Origin of the sequence: Streptomyces thermoalcalitolerans, from assembly GCF_039525155.1 — a bacterium.
Lineage (GTDB): Bacteria > Actinomycetota > Actinomycetes > Streptomycetales > Streptomycetaceae > Streptomyces > Streptomyces thermovulgaris.
Map to the genome: position 1 here is coordinate 15,797 of NZ_BAAAHG010000043.1, position 17,209 is coordinate 33,005.

At 69.0% G+C, this 17,209-nt stretch carries 15 protein-coding genes and 1 CRISPR repeat array; of the genes, 12 read left to right on the forward strand and 3 right to left on the reverse strand.

Annotated elements, in window-relative coordinates; translation table 11 throughout:
* Positions 1–269: 269 nt before the first annotated feature.
* The 4 genes from ABD224_RS21860 to ABD224_RS21875 all read left to right on the forward strand — a co-directional run bounded on the left by ABD224_RS21860 (position 270) and on the right by ABD224_RS21875 (position 7,780).
* Positions 270–6,536: a DNRLRE domain-containing protein gene (locus ABD224_RS21860; protein ID WP_344052539.1), complete on the forward strand. Its 6,267-nt coding sequence runs from the start codon at positions 270–272 to the stop codon at positions 6,534–6,536.
* Between the two features lie 113 nt (positions 6,537–6,649).
* The gene (locus ABD224_RS21865; protein WP_344052476.1) at positions 6,650–7,084 is read left to right on the forward strand and encodes a hypothetical protein; all 435 of its coding nucleotides are present in this window, start codon (positions 6,650–6,652) and stop codon (positions 7,082–7,084) included.
* A gap of 128 nt (positions 7,085–7,212) precedes the next feature.
* On the forward strand, positions 7,213–7,473 hold the full coding sequence (locus tag ABD224_RS21870; RefSeq protein ID WP_344052479.1) for a hypothetical protein: 261 nt from the start codon (positions 7,213–7,215) through the stop codon (positions 7,471–7,473).
* A gap of 121 nt (positions 7,474–7,594) precedes the next feature.
* Positions 7,595–7,780 (forward strand): hypothetical protein, encoded by a 186-nt coding sequence (locus ABD224_RS21875; RefSeq protein ID WP_344052481.1) that lies wholly within the window; start codon positions 7,595–7,597, stop codon positions 7,778–7,780.
* Here ABD224_RS21875 and ABD224_RS21880 read toward each other — a convergent pair.
* Both ABD224_RS21880 and ABD224_RS21885 read right to left on the reverse strand, forming a co-directional pair.
* Entirely contained in the window at positions 7,777–8,124 is a 348-nt protein-coding gene (locus ABD224_RS21880; protein ID WP_344052484.1) for a hypothetical protein, read from the reverse strand. The two genes, ABD224_RS21875 and ABD224_RS21880, sit on opposite strands and share 4 nt — an antisense overlap.
* Before the next feature lie 455 nt (positions 8,125–8,579).
* A CRISPR array of direct repeats spans positions 8,580–9,584; the repeat unit is 29 nt; unit sequence CTGCTCCCCGCGCCCGCGGGGATGGACCC.
* A 173-nt stretch (positions 9,585–9,757) separates the two neighbouring features.
* Positions 9,758–10,711, reverse strand: a complete 954-nt coding sequence (locus ABD224_RS21885; RefSeq protein ID WP_344052486.1) for a helix-turn-helix transcriptional regulator — start codon at positions 10,709–10,711, stop codon at positions 9,758–9,760.
* 46 nt (positions 10,712–10,757) lie between these two features.
* Between ABD224_RS21885 and ABD224_RS21890 the strand changes: the two genes are divergently transcribed.
* The 5 genes from ABD224_RS21890 (at position 10,758) to ABD224_RS21910 (ending at position 15,340) form a co-directional block, all read left to right on the forward strand.
* The gene (locus tag ABD224_RS21890) at positions 10,758–12,281 is read left to right on the forward strand and encodes an MFS transporter (RefSeq protein WP_344052488.1); all 1,524 of its coding nucleotides are present in this window, start codon (positions 10,758–10,760) and stop codon (positions 12,279–12,281) included.
* 566 nt (positions 12,282–12,847) lie between these two features.
* Positions 12,848–14,026 carry a Cmx/CmrA family chloramphenicol efflux MFS transporter gene (locus tag ABD224_RS21895; protein WP_344052490.1) on the forward strand — a complete coding sequence of 393 codons (1,179 nt, stop codon included), beginning with the start codon at positions 12,848–12,850 and terminating at the stop codon, positions 14,024–14,026.
* 107 nt (positions 14,027–14,133) lie between these two features.
* Entirely contained in the window at positions 14,134–14,316 is a 183-nt protein-coding gene (locus ABD224_RS21900; protein ID WP_344052492.1) for a hypothetical protein, read from the forward strand.
* 49 nt (positions 14,317–14,365) lie between these two features.
* A complete protein-coding gene (locus ABD224_RS21905) occupies positions 14,366–14,968 on the forward strand; it encodes a response regulator transcription factor (protein WP_344052494.1) in 603 nt (200 codons plus the stop codon).
* Positions 14,969–15,145: 177 nt separating this feature from the next.
* A complete protein-coding gene (locus ABD224_RS21910; protein WP_344052496.1) occupies positions 15,146–15,340 on the forward strand; it encodes a hypothetical protein in 195 nt (64 codons plus the stop codon).
* 2 nt (positions 15,341–15,342) lie between these two features.
* Here ABD224_RS21910 and ABD224_RS21915 read toward each other — a convergent pair whose 3' ends face one another.
* Positions 15,343–15,792, reverse strand: a complete 450-nt coding sequence (locus ABD224_RS21915) for an ATP-binding protein (RefSeq protein WP_425581031.1) — start codon at positions 15,790–15,792, stop codon at positions 15,343–15,345.
* Between the two features lie 165 nt (positions 15,793–15,957).
* On the opposite strand from ABD224_RS21915, the gene ABD224_RS21920 reads away from it, so the two are divergent.
* Genes ABD224_RS21920 through ABD224_RS21930 form a run of 3 tightly spaced genes read left to right on the forward strand, consistent with a single transcriptional unit; the run spans position 15,958 to position 17,169 of the window.
* The gene (locus tag ABD224_RS21920) at positions 15,958–16,758 is read left to right on the forward strand and encodes a helix-turn-helix domain-containing protein (RefSeq protein WP_344052499.1); all 801 of its coding nucleotides are present in this window, start codon (positions 15,958–15,960) and stop codon (positions 16,756–16,758) included.
* Positions 16,743–16,931 carry a DUF397 domain-containing protein gene (locus ABD224_RS21925; RefSeq protein ID WP_344052501.1) on the forward strand — a complete coding sequence of 63 codons (189 nt, stop codon included), beginning with the start codon at positions 16,743–16,745 and terminating at the stop codon, positions 16,929–16,931. The genes ABD224_RS21920 and ABD224_RS21925 overlap by 16 nt, the downstream gene beginning before the upstream one ends.
* 49 nt (positions 16,932–16,980) lie before the next feature.
* Positions 16,981–17,169, forward strand: a complete 189-nt coding sequence (locus ABD224_RS21930; protein ID WP_344052503.1) for a DUF397 domain-containing protein — start codon at positions 16,981–16,983, stop codon at positions 17,167–17,169.
* Positions 17,170–17,209 lie beyond the last annotated feature (40 nt).

Genomic DNA, 17,209 nt, shown 5'->3' on the forward strand with positions numbered 1-17,209 from the left:
CGCCCGAGGTGCCGACCGGAGCCGCCGGAGCGTCCTGTGGGGCTCTGACCTGCACCTTCGATCGCATCACAAGATCTTCGCAAAACGTGAACTCTTCACTTCTGCGGCGTCGGTGTCCCTGCTTTGATCACGAACGCTTCATGCCCACAACAACAAAGGGTTAGTAAAACGTGTCAGAGCGAACACGCCCCACCGACGCATGGGAGGGGTCGGCCGTCGTCCTGCAGAAGCACAGACGGCTGCTGCCCCGGATCGCGGCCCTGACCGCGATGGTGCTCGCGGCGGAGACGGCGCTCGTGGTCGCCACCACCGGCCAGGTGGTGGCCCTCACCCACGAGCAGCCCCGGCAGACGGCCGTCGGCAAGAGGGCACCCAAGGGGCCGGACACCGCCGCGGACATCCCCTCCGCGAAGGTCGCGGCCCGGCTGTACGGCAAGCGGGTCGAAGCGCTGTCCGAGCGCACCGAGACCTCCACGACCTGGGTGAACAAGGACGGCTCCCTCACCACGGAACTCACCGCCGGTCCCGTCCGGTTCACGGACGAGACCACCGGGAAGTGGCGCGAGATCGACCTGGATCTCGTCCGGGAGGCCGACGGGACCGTCGAGCCCAAGGCCCACCCGGGCGGACTGCGCCTGTCCGGCAGGTCCGGGACCCCGGCGACCTCCCTGAAAGCCGCCCAGCGGGCACGGGCCACCGACCTGGTGACCCTGGGCGAGGGCGATCAGCGGATCACCCTCCAGTGGAAGGGCGGCCTGCCCGAGCCGAAGCTGGACGGCACCCGTGCGGAGTACGTCAACGCCGTCCCCGGCGCGGACGTGATCGTGGAGGCCACCCGGACCGGCTTCGAGCAGTACGTCGAGCTCAAGCAGCGCCCCGGAACCGGTGACTACTCCTACACGCTGCCGCTGAAGGCCAAGGGCCTGAAGGCGAAGCAACTGGCCGACGGCAGCGTGCTGTTCACCGACAGGAAGAACAAGAAGCGGGCCGTCATGCCCGCACCGGTGATGTGGGACGCCACCGTCGACCAGCGCTCCGGTGAGCACACCCGCACGGCCAGGGTCGGCATGAAGGTGGTCCAGAAGGGCTCCTCCATCGACCTGGTGATCACTCCGGATCCCGCCTTCCTCGCCGACCCGGACACCAGGTACCCGGTCACCATCGACCCGTCCACCTCCGCGCTGTCCAACGTCTTCGACACCTATGTGCAGCAGGGCGTGACGGCCGACCAGTCGACCGACACCGAACTGGACTTCGGCAACCCCGGCACCAAGAACGCCGACGGCACCCCGCGCACGGCCCGGTCCTTCATCTCCTGGAACACGACACCGATCCGGGACGCGCTGGTGCTGGACGCGAAGCTGTCGCTGTACAACTTCCACTCGGGCAACACCGACTGCAAGGCGTACCCGTGGGAGGTGTGGTCGGCCGGCGCCGCCTCGACCTCGTCCCGCTGGACCTCACAGCCCACCTGGACGGCGAAGAAGGCCACCTCCACCGAGACCCGCGGCAACCCGTCGTGCACCGGCACCCAGCCCAAGGGCTGGATCAACGCCAACGTGACCACGCTGGTGCAGGACTGGGCCTCGGCCAAGGCCACCCGCGGCCACATGGGCATCCGCGCCGCCGACGAGTCGGTGGTGGCCCAGTGGAAGCGGGTCAACTCCGCCAACGCGGCGTCGAACGTGCCGAAGCTGACGGTCACCTACAACTACCGGCCGCGCACCGGCACCCAGCAGGAGGCCGGCCCGCCGTACTTCTCCCACGGCGGCACCTACGTGGTGAACACCACCACCCCGACCCTGCGGGACACTTTCGTCGATCCCGACGGCGACAAGGTCAACGCCACCTTCCAGATCTACGACAACGCGACCAACACCCAGGTCGGCAGCCCCCTGGTGTCGAAGTACGTGGCATCGGGCCAGCCCGCCTCGGTGACCGTCCCGGCCGGACTGCTCCAGGACGGCAGGACGTACAAGTTCCGCACCAGCCCCTACGACGGCACGCACTACAACACCGGCTGGTCGGCGTGGAAGACGTTCACGGTCGACACCAAGGCCCCGTCCGCCCCGACGAGGATCACCTCGGCCGACTACCCCACCGGTCAGTGGGTCAAGGGCGAGGGCCAGCCGGGCACGTTCACCGTGACCCCGCCCCCCGGCACCGACCACCACTGGCTCGAGTGGTCCCTCGACGGCGTGACCTGGACCAAGGTCACCACCAACGGATCCAGCGCGAACAAGACGATCACCGTCACCCCGCCGAGGAACGGCAGCCACACCCTCCAGGTGCGGGCCGTCGACAAGGCGGACAACAAGTCCGAGGCGCTGGAGTACCTCTTCCACGTGGGCTCGGGCGGTTTCGTCCAGCCGTCGGAGGGCGAGCGCACCGCCCGCCGGCTGCCGCTGATCGCCGAGGCCGAGGCGGGCACGTACGACGCCGTGTCCTTCTCCTGGCGGCGCTCCGAGGCGGACCCCTGGGTGAGGATCCCGCCCGGTGACGTCACCTCGGGCGGCACCCCGCTGACCGCGTGGCCGGTCCCGCTGACCGGCGGCAAGAACGCCCCGCTGGTGTGGAACGCCACCGACACCGTCGACCCGGACGGCACCGTCCAGATCAAGGCCGACTTCACCGGACCGTCCTCCGCCGCCAGGAGCACCGCTCCGCTGACCGTGGTCGTCGACCGCAACGCCGACGGAGCGGCCACCACCGAGGTGGGCCCCGGCTCGCTCAACCTGCTGACCGGCAACTTCACGCTCTCCGAGACCGATGTGTCGATGTTCGACCTGTCGGTGTCCCGCACGGCCGCCTCCCGCACCCCCAACCGGGGCGCCGCGCAGGAGGGCCAGGCGGCGATCTTCGGCAAGGAGTGGGTCGCCGGTGTCGTCGCGGAGACCACCGAGTCGGACTACAGCCACATCCGCCGGATCTCCGACACCGCCGTCGACGTGGTGCTGGAGGAGGGCGACGCCCTCCACTTCACCGCGAACGCGGCGAGGAACGGCTGGATACCCGAGCCCGGCGCCGAGGACCTGACCCTCACGGGCAGCCTGAACGGGACCCTGACCCTCACCGACACCGAGGGCACGGTCACCACCTTCACCAAGCCCGACCCGGCGGCCACCACCTGGCAGGTCAGCAGCACCCTCTACGACGGCCTGGCCAACTCCACCACCAAGGTCGTCTCCGAGACCGTGACCGTCGACGGCAAGAAGCTGGCCCGCCCCAAGCGGATCATCGCCCCCACCTCGGCGGCCACCACCGCGGCCTGCGAGACGTCCCCGGCGACCAAGGGCTGCAAGGTCCTGGAGTTCGTCTACGCGTCCACGACCACCGCCACCGGCACCGAGCACAACGACCAGTTCGGCGACTACGCCGGCCAGGTCAGCGAGATCCGCATCTGGCTCACCAGCCCCGGTGCGTCCTCCTCGACCCCCACCGCCGTGGCCAAGTACCGCTACGACTCCCTCGGCAGGCTGCGCCAGCAGTGGGACCCGCGGCTCAGCCAGGCCTCGCAGACCCAGTACGCCTACTGGGAGGGCCGGGTGACCTGGATGCAGCAGCAGAGCCAACTGCCCTACACCTTCACCTACGGCAACGCCGGTGCCGGCACGGCACCGGGTGACGGCATGCTGCTGAAGGTGTCCCGGCCCGCCCTGAAGCAGGGCACCGTGGACACGGTGGAGGGCACCGCGGTCACCGGCATCGTCTACGGTGTGCCGCTCACCGGCCCCAAGGCGCCGTACGCCATGGGCGCCGCCGGCGTCGCCGAGTGGGGCCAGCTGGACGCTCCCACGGACGCCACCGCGGTGTTCCCCGCCGACGCGGTACCGGCCTCCCACGACGGCGCCGACCTCACCTTTGACGCCTACCGGCGTGCCACGGTGACCTATCTGAACGCCTCCGGCCGCACGGTCAACACCGCCACTCCCGGCGGACACATCTCGGTGACCGAGTACGACCGCTTCGGCAACACCGTCCGCGAACTGAGCGCGGGCAACCGCGCGCTGGCGCTCGGAACCACCGCCGAGGACAAGGAGCAGCTCACCGACCTGGGCATCATCGGCCGTTCGGCGGCCGAGCGCGCCCACCTGCTGTCCACCGTCTCGCTCTACGACGAGCGCGGACTGCGGGAGCTGGAGGAGTTCGGTCCCCTGCACCGGATCGACCTGACCGAGGACCTCAAGGACGGCAGCACCGTCCTGGTCGAGGCCGGAACCTCGGTCCCGGCCCGTTCCTGGACGGTCAAGGAGTACGACGAGGGCCGCCCGACCGACGGCACGGCGACGGTCAAGGACCAGGTGACGCTGACCGTCACCGGCGCCCGGGTCCGCGACTACTACTCCGTCATGGGCGAGAAGCGGGTCGAGACCACCCAGTACGACTGGGTCAAGGGCCTGCCCACGCTCACCACCAAGGACGCGGGCGGTCTGAACCTCACCACCGCGACGGACTACGACGACCAGGGCCGGATCGTCTCCCAGGCGCTGCCGGGCGGAACGGGCGACGACGCCGCGACCCGCATCACCGCGTACTGGTCGGCGACCGGCACCGGCTGGTGCAAGGGCCGCCCCGAGTGGGCGGACCAGGTGTGCTGGACCGGTCCCGCCGGTGACATCACCGGCGGCGGCTCGCAGCCGAAGAAGCTGGTGAACACCACGATCGAGTACGACCGCTGGGGCAACCAGGCCACCGTCACGGACGAGGTCGACGGGGTGTACCGGACGACCACGAGGATCTACGACGCGGCCGGCCGTGAGATCAAGGAAACGGTGACCGGCGGCCTCGGTCAGGCGGTCCCGGAGGTCACCACCGAGTACGACCCGGCCACCGGTGAGGTGACCAAGGTCAGCTCGCCGACCGGCGGGACGATCACCAAGGCGTACGACAAGCTCGGCCGCCTGATCTCGTACACGGACGCCGACGGCGGGGTCACAAAGACGGAGTACGACCTGCTCGACCGCCCGGTCAAGGTCACCGACTCCGTCCCGTCCACCCTCACCTACACCTATGATCACGCGGCCGAACCGCGCGGCCTGGCCACGAGGATCACCGACTCCGTCGCGGGCGCCTTCTCGGCCACGTACGACGCCGACGGGTCGGTGGCCACCGAGAAGCTGCCCGGCGGCTACACCCTGACCGTCACCGAGGACCCCAGCGGCTCCACCACCTCGCGGATCTACACCCGCGACAGCGACGGCACGAACGTCTACAGCGACCGGGTCAGCCGGTCGGTGCACGGACAGGTGACCAGCCACCAGGGCTGGTCCAGCCAGACCTACCGCTACGACCGCGCGGGCCGGCTGACCGGCGTCGACGACACGGTCGGCGAGACCTGCACCCGGCGCGCCTACACCTTCGACAAGCGCACCAACCGCACGTCCCTGACCACGAGCACCGCCGACCCCGGCGACGCCTGCACCTCCTCGGGAGGCACCACCACCCACCACACCTACGACAGCGCCGACCGCCTCGTCGACGCCGGCCACACCTACGACGCGTTCGGCCGCACCACCGCGCTGCCGGGCCAGGGCACCATCGGTTACTACGCCAACGACCTGGTCCACCGGCAGACCGCGAACGGCAAGCGCCAGACCTGGGAGCTCGACGCCGAGATGCGCTTCCGCTCCTGGACGGTGGAGACGAACGCGGACGGCACCTGGACGCAGACCGAGTCGAAGCTCAACCACTACGACGGCGACGGCGACAACCCGCGCTGGATCGTGGAGGACACGGCCACGGGTGCGGTGACCCGCAACGTCGAGTCGGCGTCCGGCGACCTTGCCGCCACCACCGGCAGGACCGGCGACACCGTCCTGCAGCTCGCCACCGTTCACGGCGATGTGGCACTGCGGCTTCCGCTGGACGCCGGTGAGGCCCCCGTCGCCCTGGACTACGACGAGTACGGCATCCCCCGCCAGGACCAGCCGGCCGCCCGCTACGCCTGGCTCGGCGCCAAACAGCGGTCCACCGAGACCCTCACCGGTCTCACCTTGATGGGCGTCCGGCTCTACAACCCGGGCACGGGCCGGTTCCTCTCCGTCGACCCGGTGTACGGCGGCAGTGCGAACTCCTACGAGTACTGCTACGGCGACCCGAACAACTGCTATGACCTGGACGGCCGCTGGGCATGGCTGGCCGTCGGAGCAGCGGCGTGGGCCTGCTCGAAGTGGTGCCCCAACAAGAATGTGCGGAGAGTCTCCGCAGGGGTCTCGATGGTGGCCGGGGGCGGGTTCGTCCGCAGCATGGTCATCCGCGGCGGAGCCAAGTATCTGGCCAAGAAGTCCGTCAAGAACAGCATCCAGACGAGACGCGGCTACCGGCTCGACGTACGCGGAAAGAAACCGCACTACAACAAGTGGGGAGCTCGTCCCAAGGGGAAAGGAATCAGGGCACGATACCGGCGCGTTCGGTACAAGAACCGGCACATGGGATTCCCGCACGTCCAGTACTACCAAGGTGGTAAGAACTACGGGAAGTGGGCTTACCGTCCCGGAGTGCGGCACATTTACCGGGCGTGGCGCAGCCTGAGATGACGAGATCTCCAGAACGGTTCCGCCGCACTGAGTGGTGACCGTTTCCGCGGTGTGCGGAGGGGAACTGCCCCTCCGCACACCGCCCCATCAGCAAACAGACTGAAGGGTTTCTCATGTGGAGTGGATGCACCCCGATCCTGGACGACTTCTGCGTGCCTCTTGTCCGGAGGGTCCTGGACTGGGAGATCCCCGGTGTGGCCGGTGAAGTGGGCATCGAGTCCGAGGGTTTCCAGCTGTCCGTCCTCCCCGCGGGGGAGCAGGGCGTGGAGGTCAGGCTGGGATTCGACAAAGTGGTGGCGGAGTCCGAGACCGTCAAGTACACCCCTCTCGGCCCGGCGACTCTCCGCATGGAGCAGGTGCGTTCGGTGGAACTGTCGACTCCCGGGGTGAGCTTCGATCCGCTGTGGAAGAGGGTTCTGCACCGTGATGAACGGGACGAGCCCCTCTTGATGCTGTGGGACGAGGAGAAGGACATCCTTCATGTGGAGGACGGCGGCACGCGGCTGTCCGTCCACGGAGGCGTGTGGCGATGGGACCTGACGCGATAGCCGTCGTCCGCAGCAGATCCGCCACCAGCTGCCCACCGGCCGCTCGCCGACCCCGGACATTCCGACGGAACGGGGTGCCGGTGTCTCCGGCACCCCTGTGCCGTACCACCGCTGTGAGAAAGAGGGAAATGAGGCGGTTTCAGCAGGCCGACGGTCTGATGGGGATCGGAAGGAACGCGGCAGGTCTGGAGTTCTACCTGAAAGTGGAGACCGGTGAGGTCACCTATGAGGACAACGAGGAGCGTGAGAAGTACATCCAGATATACCGGTACCAGACGGCCGCCGCGGGAGCGGAGGCCGAGGTGTCGGACATGTTCGAGACCGATGAACTGGACGACGTGGTCCGGGAGCTGATCGGGGGCCGTGTCTCCTGTATGGCGAGGACTTGACCTTCCGTCCGGCCACGGCCGACGAGAAGGCGCGGATTCACGCGGTGACCGGCTGGTGAGCCGGTCCGTCGGGGTGCTCACGTCGGTCGTGGGCAGCAGGCTGCGGAGGCACGGAGCGGGGATGAAGGAAGCCAGAAGGAACTCGGTCGCGTTCTTCGCCCTGGGCGTCGTGGCCTTTGTGACAGGCACCCTGTTCTGGGCCGTGTGGGGCAGGGCCGATGCCATGGTGCTGTTCGCATGCGCGGCGGTGCTGTTCGCCGGTGCGTGGGTATGCGAGCGTGCGTCGAAGTCGAAGCGAGAGAACTAGCCGACCGGTGCCGCCGACACGGTTGGCAAGGTCCGCATCTCCTCGGAAGGCACCACCACCCACCGCACCTGCGGTGCGTTCGGCCAGTGCGACCTCCAAGGAGAGAGATGTGACGTAAGAAAGAAAAATGCGCGCTCGGGCGGGTTCTTCCGAAAAGGCCGTGGATTGACGAGCATCCGGATCTGGCACTGCGCCCTGAGCTTGGTGACCTTCTGATCGAAGTTGATCAACTGGAGGCGGATCTCACCGGAAACCTGGGGCTCGACAACCGCAGATTGGCCCCCGCCAGGGCTCTGGTGGGCGACCAGTTCACGGCAGTGGAACGGGAGCTGGAAGGGTTTCATGGAGACAGGGACCTCGATGACCTGCGCGGTTACGTTCGAGAACTCAGGTCCGCATATGACGGGTACCTCGAGGAGCGCAAAATGAGTGCGTGATTCCACTGACCGGACCGCGTGGGAGTGGGTGATTCCCCACTGCCACACAATCCCGGATGTGGACTGATGCGGAAGCTGACCTTGCCGCTCCGGCCGCCGGAATGCATGTGACAACCGCACTGCTGGGCGCTGCTCTCGGGCGAGTGACGAGAAGAGGGACATCCTTCATAGGCGGGACGGCCAGTACGCAGCTGTCCTGTCGTGGAGGTGTACGGCGATGGGGCCTGACGCGACAGTCATTGCTTGCAGGAGTCCCGTCCGCGCCCGTCTGTTGCATGTGGGTCGCCTTCGCGCCTTTTGCCGGACTCGGTGAAAGTCATGAAAACCACGGCTCCTGCACCGTAAACTCGCAGGTCACGCAGCTGCTCCCCGCGCCCGCGGGGATGGACCCAGGCACGGTCCCGCGGCATCTCTGCCAGTCGACTGCTCCCCGCGCCCGCGGGGATGGACCCTCGCCGTTAACCTTGTGCCCAAGAAAGCGCATCTGCTCCCCGCGCCCGCGGGGATGGACCCCTCCCACTGCCAGCGCCTCCCGAAGGTAGAGGCTGCTCCCCGCGCCCGCGGGGATGGACCCGGGTTTGTCTTGAGGAGCATGCTTTCAGGGCGCTGCTCCCCGCGCCCGCGGGGATGGACCCCTGTTCAGGACGTAGAGGTTCCAGCCTGTGATCTGCTCCCCGCGCCCGCGGGGATGGACCACTTGATCTTCCGCGCGGCGCCCGAGTCCGACCCTGCTCCCCGCGCCCGCGGGGATGGACCCTCCATCTTCAGGTGCCGGGCCTTGACGGGCCGCTGCTCCCCGCGCCCGCGGGGATGGACCCCTGGGGGGATGAGTGATGGCACGCAAGAGCACCTGCTCCCCGCGCCCGCGGGGATGGACCCTTCCGGCCGGTGTCACCCCGGAGGCACTGGCGCTGCTCCCCGCGCCCGCGGGGATGGACCCTCGCGGCCCGGCAGCGTTTGCAGCGCAGGCTTCTGCTCCCCGCGCCCGCGGGGATGGACCCGGCAGCAGCCGCACCGCGACGCTCGTGCCGACCTGCTCCCCGCGCCCGCGGGGATGGACCCCTGCCGCGCAGGTCGCGCAGCCTGCCGTCGGCCTGCTCCCCGCGCCCGCGGGGATGGACCCGATGTTCCGCAGGCGTGAGACCGCGCGGGATGCTGCTCCCCGCGCCCGCGGGGATGGACCCGCGTCGCACTCGGGGCAGGGTGCGGCCATCTCCTGCTCCCCGCGCCCGCGGGGATGGCCCCGTCATGCTCAACCGGTACATGCCCGCCGACACCTGCTCCCCGCGCCCGCGGGGATGGCCTCGCGATCAACCTCGCCCGGCTCGAGGCCATCGGCTGCTCCCCGCGCATGCGGGGATGGTTCCACCGTGCAGGAGCTTGGTGGGGCCGGCGGTGACTGCTTTCTGTGTCCGTGGCCAGCACTCGAGGAGTTGGTTGCGGACCCGTAGATGAGCCGTGAGCCTTTTCGTGGTTACCTCGGGGTCGGCTCCGGGGTGGAGGTGCTCGGCGTGAAGGTGGTCTTCCTCCCCCTGTGGGGTCAGGGACCCACGTGTTCGGTGGGGTGGCAGCTCTTCGGCTGCTGTGTCTTCTTGGCGGTCGGGCGGCTCTGGTGGGTCAGGATGCGCAGGGCGTCGGCGGAGCTGGGGTCGTTCGGGGTGTAGATCTCCAGGCGGTGGTCGGGGCTGTCCGGCTGGAGCCAGACCTGATAGGTGACGCTCGCGGCGCCGACCGTCGGGTGCTGGAGGTGCATGGTTCCGACGGTGCAGTCGGCGACTTCCCTGGCCGCCCACATCGTCGCGAAGTCGTCGCTGCGCATGGTGAGTTCTCCGATCAGCTCCGCCAGACGCGCGTCGGTGGGGAAGCGGCCCGCGGTGAGCCGGAGGTAGGCGACATGGATGCGGGCGAGCTCGTCCCAGTTGCGGTACAGGTCGCGGGTGAGCGGGTCGAGGAAGAACATCCGGGGGACGGAGGGCCGGCGTGCCGGGTCCTGCGGGGCGTGGAAGTCGACGTGTTCCGCGATGAGGGCGTGGCCCGTGCGGTTCCAGGCGAGCACGTCCCCGCGCCGGCCCAGCACGATCGCCGGGGTCGCCTCGTCGAGGGACTCCAGGAGCATCAGGACCCGTGGGTGGGGCTCCTCCCGGGGCGGCTCGGAGAGACCGGGGCTGGAGGGCTGGCGGGCGAGGTTGTGCAGGTGGACGCGTTCGATCTCGTCGAGTTGCAGCACACGGGCGAGGGCGTTGAGGACCTGCTCGGAGGCGGTCTCCACCTGGCCCTGCTCCAGGCGTGTGTAGTACCCCGCACTCACTCCGGCGAGCTGTGCGAGTTCCTCGCGCCGTAAGCCCGGGACTCTGCGGGTTCCGTAGGTACGCAGTCCGATCTCGGCGGGTTTGACCCGGTCACGGCGGCTCTTCAGGAACGTTCCGAGGCTCTCCACCCTTCGAAGGTAGGCCGACCGAACGCCCTGGTGGGTGTACCTGCTGGGTATACCCATCACAAGGGGATGGCTGCTCCGCCGGCCGTGCCGGAGCGTGGGCGGCATGTCTGGACAGCTCGCGAACAACCCGCCGGGCCGACGGGCCTGGCTCGGCCTGCTGGTGATCCTCGGGCCCGTGCTCCTGGTCGCCATGGACGGATCGATCCTGTTCCTGGCGATGCCCCGGATCAGCAAGGCCCTCACCCCGACCGCGGATCAGGCCCTGTGGATCCTGGACATCTACGGGTTCGCCGTCGGGTCCCTGCTCATCGCGTTCGGCAGCATCGGCGACCGGTACGGCCGGCTGAAACTGCTCATGATCGGCGCCACGGTCTTCGGCATCGGATCCGCGGCGGCCGCGTTCGCTCCCACACCGGAACTCCTCATCGCCGCCCGTGCGCTCATGGGCGTGGCGGGGTCGACCCTTCTGCCCTCGGCCCTGGCCGTGCTGAGCGAACTGTTCGAGGACCCGCGCCGACGCGCGCAGGCCATCGGCATCTTCGCCGCGGGGTTCGCCGCGGGATTCGCCATCGGTCCGATCGTCGGCGGCGTGCTGCTGGAGCAGTTCTGGTGGGGATCGGTCTTCCTGGTCAACCTTCCCGTCATCGCCCTGTTCCTGCTCTTCGCGCCGGTCCTGCTCCATGAGGTGCGCGCGACGCGGCCGGGGCGTGTCGACGTGCTCAGCGTCGTGACCTCCGCGGTCGGTCTGCTGTTCGCGATCTACGGTCTCAAGCACGCCGCCGCGGAAGGTGTCTCGGCCGTTCCCGTTGTCGCGGTACTGGTGGGCGCGGTGCTGCTGACGTGGTTCGCCCTGCGTCAGCGGGGCCTGGAGCACCCGCTGATGGACTTCTCGCTGTTCCGGGACCGCGTCTTCAGCGTCGCCGTCATCACCGGTCTTCTGCCGCTGGCCGCGTGGTCGGCGACCGCCTACCTGTCGGGCGTCTACCTTCAGTCCGTTCTCGGACTGCCGGTGCTCAAGGCCGCGTTCCTCGCGCTGCCCGGAGCCGCGGTGCTGACCACCACGTGCATCGTCACTCCGATGGTGGTCGACCGCATCGGCAAGCGGACCGCGCTGATCATCTGCCACATCTCCATCGCGGCAGGTCTGGTGCTCCTGCTGCCGACCACGATCACCGCCGGTATCGGCTGGTACATCGCCTCGACGATGGTCGCGGGCGTCGGCTACGGCATCTCCTTCGCCGTGGTCGCCGACACCGCGGTCGGCGCCGTCCCCCCGGAACGAGCGGGGTCGGCAGGGGCGATCGCCGAGACCAGCAACGAGATCGGCAACGCCCTCGGCATCGCGCTCCTCGGCTCACTGGCCGCCCTGATCTTCCGGATCCAGGGGCCCGAGCTGGCCCCCACGCTCCCCGAGACACTCCAATTGCCCGACCTGGCTCCCTCCGTCGTCGAGTCGGCCGAGTCGGCCTTCGTCACCGGTCTGCACGCGGCCGCGATCGCCGCCGCCCTGCTGCACCTGGGACTCGGTGTTCTGGCACTGCGCTGGATGAGGAAGCCCACGCCGCCCACGGCCCACGCCGGAGTCTTCGTCCAGGACGCACCGGAGCGTGCGCAGAGCCCCACCTGACCCATCGGACCTTCCCCCGCCGCCCATCCCGCTCGCCCGAGCACCTGGAGAACACCCAGCCGGCCGTGGCGACGAGGACACCGCGGCCCGCCCCGGTGCCCGCCGCGCGCGGTGGTCCTCACACCGTCATCGGTGGGTGAGCGGCTGCCTGCACGCACGGGGGGCGGGCCGCCTTTCGCGGTACGGAGCCGGTCCGTGACGGCACCCTCAGCCGTGTGGGCCGGCGGTGCCGGTCCGCCGGGGTGCTCGCGCGGGTCGTGGGCGGCAGGCCGGCGGAGGAGATCACCTGTCAGTGGTCGACCGCTGCGGGACACGGCGTCGGGGACACAAGCCAATGCCGGTAAAACCAAAGTGCCCCGGCGGGCATCGGTCAGGTACCGTGCGGACCATGTCGAGTCCTGAGTCGGACAGGGTGGGGGCTTTCGGTCACGCCGTCAGCCCCCTGAACCACTGAACTCGTAGCCCCGTCGCCGCGCCGCATTCTGCGGCCGGGCGAGTGTGCCCTTGGGGCTGGCCGCGGTGACGAGATGACCTTCTCGTGCTTCTCCTCACCTCGGAGCCACTCGATGCCTCTTCCGCTGTATCTGCTTGCCCTGGCGGTCTTCGCCATGGGCACCTCGGAGTTCATGCTCGCCGGCCTCCTGCCGGACATCGCCTCGGACCTCGACGTCACAGTCGGGACAGCAGGCACGCTCACCTCGGCCTTCGCGATCGGCATGATCGTCGGTGCTCCCCTTGCGGCCGCGCTTGCCCGCAACTGGTCCAGACGCTCCAGCCTTCTCGGGTTCGTCCTCACTTTCACGGCAGCTCACGCCGTGGGCGCCGTCACCACCGGTTTCCCGGTCCTGTTCGCCACCCGGGTCGTCGCCGCGCTCGCGAACGCAGGGTTTCTCGCCGTCGCCCTGACGACTGCCGCCACGCTGGTCCCACCCGACAGAAAGGGACGTGCACTGGCCGTGCTGCTGTCAGGCACCACGGTGGCCACGATCGCCGGTGTCCCCGGCGGGTCGGTACTGGGCACGTTGCTCGGCTGGCGGGCCACCTTCTGGGCCGTCGCCGCTCTCTGCCTGCCTGCGGCTCTCGGCATCCTGAAGGCCGTCCCGGCGGGACGTGTGGAGGAAGAGGGGACTGGCAGGCCTGCCTTGCAGGCGGAGCTCGCCCAGCTCACAAGGCCGCCATTGATCCTGGTGATGCTGCTCGGCGCGCTGGTGAACGCGGCGACGTTCGGAAGCTTCACCTTCCTCGCCCCCGTCGTGACCGGCACCGCCGGGCTGGGCGAGCTGTGGATCTCTGTCGTCCTGGTGCTCTTCGGCGCCGGTTCCTTCGCCGGGGTCACCGTCGCCGGCCGGCTGTCCGACCGGCGTCCCGGTCTGGTCATCGCGGTCGGCGGCCCGCTGCTGGTCATCGGCTGGTCGGCCCTGGCGGTGCTGGCCAACGAGCCGATCGCCCTGTTCGCCCTCGTGTTCGTGCAGGGCGCCCTGTCGTTCGCGCTGGGCAGCACCCTGATCACACGGGTCCTTTACGAGGCCGCGCAAGCCCCCACCATGGCCGGGTCGTACGCGACCGCGGCACTCAACGTCGGCGCCGCCGTCGGTCCTCTCATCGCCGCGACCGCCCTCGGCACCGCGGCCGGGATCCTCGGGCCACTGTGGGCAAGCGGGCTGCTGGTCGCGATCGCACTGCTCATCGCGTTCCCCTTCCGCACGGTGGTCGCGGCCGGCCGAAGCACCGAGGCGCTTTCGTGACGTGACAGCCATCGTCTGGGGGACAGTGGCAAGCTCCGACAGGGACGGTGAATCCCGGCAGGGGCCCGCCACGCGTACTTCATGTGAACCGGAAAACGAGGTCTTTCATGCGTGAGACGCTTCTCAGGCTGTCGCTGCACGGCTTGGGGTGGTGCGCCCTGGGGGTGGTGCTCCTCTATGCCCTCATCCACCTTGGCGTCCTGGCAGAGGACTTCCCGTACAAGGGAGTTGTGATTTTCACCGTCACGGTTCTCGGCGCCATGCTCAGCAGGACCCGGCTCGAGAAGTGAGGCAGGGTCGGCTGCGGCCCCGGTCCGGCCCGCCGGGAATAATCGGTGGGTGATCGAAGTGCTGGTGGTCGAGGACCACGCCGTCGTGCGGTCCGGGTTGGTGGCGTTGCTCTCCGGCGAGCTGGGGATCCGGGTCGTCGGCCAAGCCGCCGACGGCGAGGCCGCACTGGCCGAAGCCGAGCGGCTGCGGCCCGACGTGGTTCTCCTCGACATCGATCTGCCCGGCATGGACGGCATCGCCGTCGCCGCCGCGCTCGCCGAAAAGCTGCCCGACTGCCGCACCTTGATGCTCACGGCACTGGACCGGCCCGGGCACCTGACCCGTGCGATGAGCGCGGGAGCCTCCGGCTATCTGCTCAAGAGCGCGACCCCCGCGGAGACCGCGGACGCGATTCGCCGGGTCGCCGCGGGCGGGCGAGTGATCGATCCGCGGATGCGGGACGACCCGGCCGGTGAGGCCAGCCCGTTGACCGAGCGGGAGACCGAGGTGCTGCGGTTGGCGTCCTCGGGCGCGCATGCCCGTGAGATCGCCGCCGAACTCTTCCTGAGTGTGGGAACGGTACGCAACCGGCTCTCGTCCGCCGTCGGCAAGCTCCATGCCCGCACCCTCGTCGACGCCATCCGCATCGCCGAACGCCACGGCTGGCTGTAGGGGCGTGAAGATCTCACTTTCCGGGTCCTCGCACCGCGTGGTGGGATCAAGGACGACCGGATCTGTGCTCGCTGCCCGCAGAGCGTGACGTGGCAGACGTGCGCAGGAGATGGGGAGCGCACGGTTGTGAAGGCGGGGCGGCGGAATACGCCGAGGCGGGCGAGGGCGGAGTTGGCCGTGGTCCACGCCCTGGCCGTGCTGGTGCACGGGGCGGCCGTGGTGGGCGTGGTGCTCGGCGGGCCGTGGATGCTGGTGTGGTTCCTGCCCGCCCTGCTGGGTTCGCTGGTGGCGGTCTGGTGCGTGCGTTACGGGATCCGACTGGAAACGCCGGAGGCAAGCACTGCGGAGGACAAGGAAGAGCACCGGCCCTGACCTCACGTCTCCGCTTGCGCTTCTGAGGTGAGCTTGAGCTCGAACCACACCGTTTTGCCGATGCCGCCGGGACGGGGCGCGGTGCCCCAGTCGTCCGCCAGGGCCGCCACCAAAGCGAGGCCCCGGCCGGCTTCGTCCTCCAGGGATGCCTCGCGGGGTGCGGGGAGCGTGTCGTTCGCGTCCGTGACCGAGACACGGAGGCGGCCGTCGTCGTTCAGCACACAGCGTGCCCGGATTTCCCTGCCCCGGGGGACCTTCGCGTGGCGGTAGGCATTGGTCATCAGCTCGCTGAGCAGGAGCACGGCCGTTTCCGTCACCTCGTCGGGGAGCTTCCAGGAGGTCGCCTGTTCGCGCAGGAGCACGCGGGCGCGGCCCACACTGCGGGCGTGACGAGGGAAACGGAACTCGATGTCCTGGGGGAGTGCGGCGGGGGAGGGGTGGGGCATCGGCATGTGGGCGGGGTTCCTTGCGAGTGATTCTCCGTCATCTGGCGGCATAAGGCTGTTCGCCTGTGCTTAACCTCGGGAGTAGCGGAGCGGGTACGCAGCGTGTTGTCCACGTGGTGCGTTGGCGCGGGAGACGGGTGAGGGCGCGTGGCGTCGGGGAAGTCGCAGCAGGTGCAGCAGAGCTGGCGGTACTGCGGTGGACAGATCAAGCTCTGGCGCGAGGAGGCGCAGATCAGCCGCCAGGCGCTCGCCGACGAGGCCGGGTACGACTACGAGTACGTGAAGTCGATGGAGTGTGGGCGGCGCCGGCCGACGCTCAGGCTGTTGCAGGTCGCGGACCAACTGTGCGGGGCACGGGGGAAGTTGCTGGCAGGGTACGAGTTCCTGAAGCCGGAGCGCTATCTGTCATACGCCGAGGACTACGTGCAGTACGAAGCTGAGGCAGTCGTGCTGAGTTCCTACCAGCCGTTGTTGATCCCGGGACTGCTGCAGACTGAGGAGACGATCAGGGCTTATCTCAGCACGCACTTTCCTCCGCTGGATGATGAGCTGCTCGAAGAGCGGGTTGCTGGACGCTTGGAAAGACAGTCGTTGCTTGAACAGCGCTCCAGGTCCTTCAACTTCGTCATCGGCGAACTCGCGTTGCGTAACCAGGTGGGTGGAGTGGAGGCGCATCGCAAGCAACTGCACCGTTTGGTGGAGGTTGGCAAGGCTCGTAACGTGACGGTTCAGGTGCTGACGTTCGCGGGGGCTGGACCTGAGCTCGATGGGCCCTTTGTGCTGCTTGAGACAGCTGAACACGACACCCTGGTTTACGAGGAGGGACAAGCGACAGCGAGGCTGTATGCCGACCCGGATAAGGTTAGTACTGTTGTTCAGCGTCATGCGATGATCCTTCGGAAGGCGCTCAGTCTTGACGAGTCGGCGCGCTTCATCGAGAAGTTGGCGGAGGAACTATGTCCACTGAGCTGATGTGGTTCAAGTCCAGCTACAGCAGCACCGGCGGCGGTGAGTGCCTCGAAGTCGCCCTTTGCCCCCGCTCCGTTCATGTCCGTGACTCGAAGTTCGGGGAGCGGAGCCCCCGCTTCGAGGTGCCTGCCGAGGCCTGGGCGGAGTTCCTCGCGTACGCCGTCCGCGAGGCCTGAGTCCCCGGCGACGTGCGGTCGCGTTCACCAGGGAGGTGGCGGGGGAGCCGTGAACGAGCCGTTGGCGTGGTCCAAGTCCAGCTACAGCAGCAGCGGTGGCGGTGAGTGCCTCGAAGTCGCTGTCTCCCCCTGTGCTGTCTACGTTCGTGACTCGAAGCTTGGGGAGCGAAGTCCTCGTTTCGAGGTGCCTGCCGAGGCCTGGGCGGAGTTCCTCGCGTACGCCGCCCGCGAGGCCTGAGCCCCCGGCGACGTGCGGTCGCGTTCCCCAGGAAGGTGGC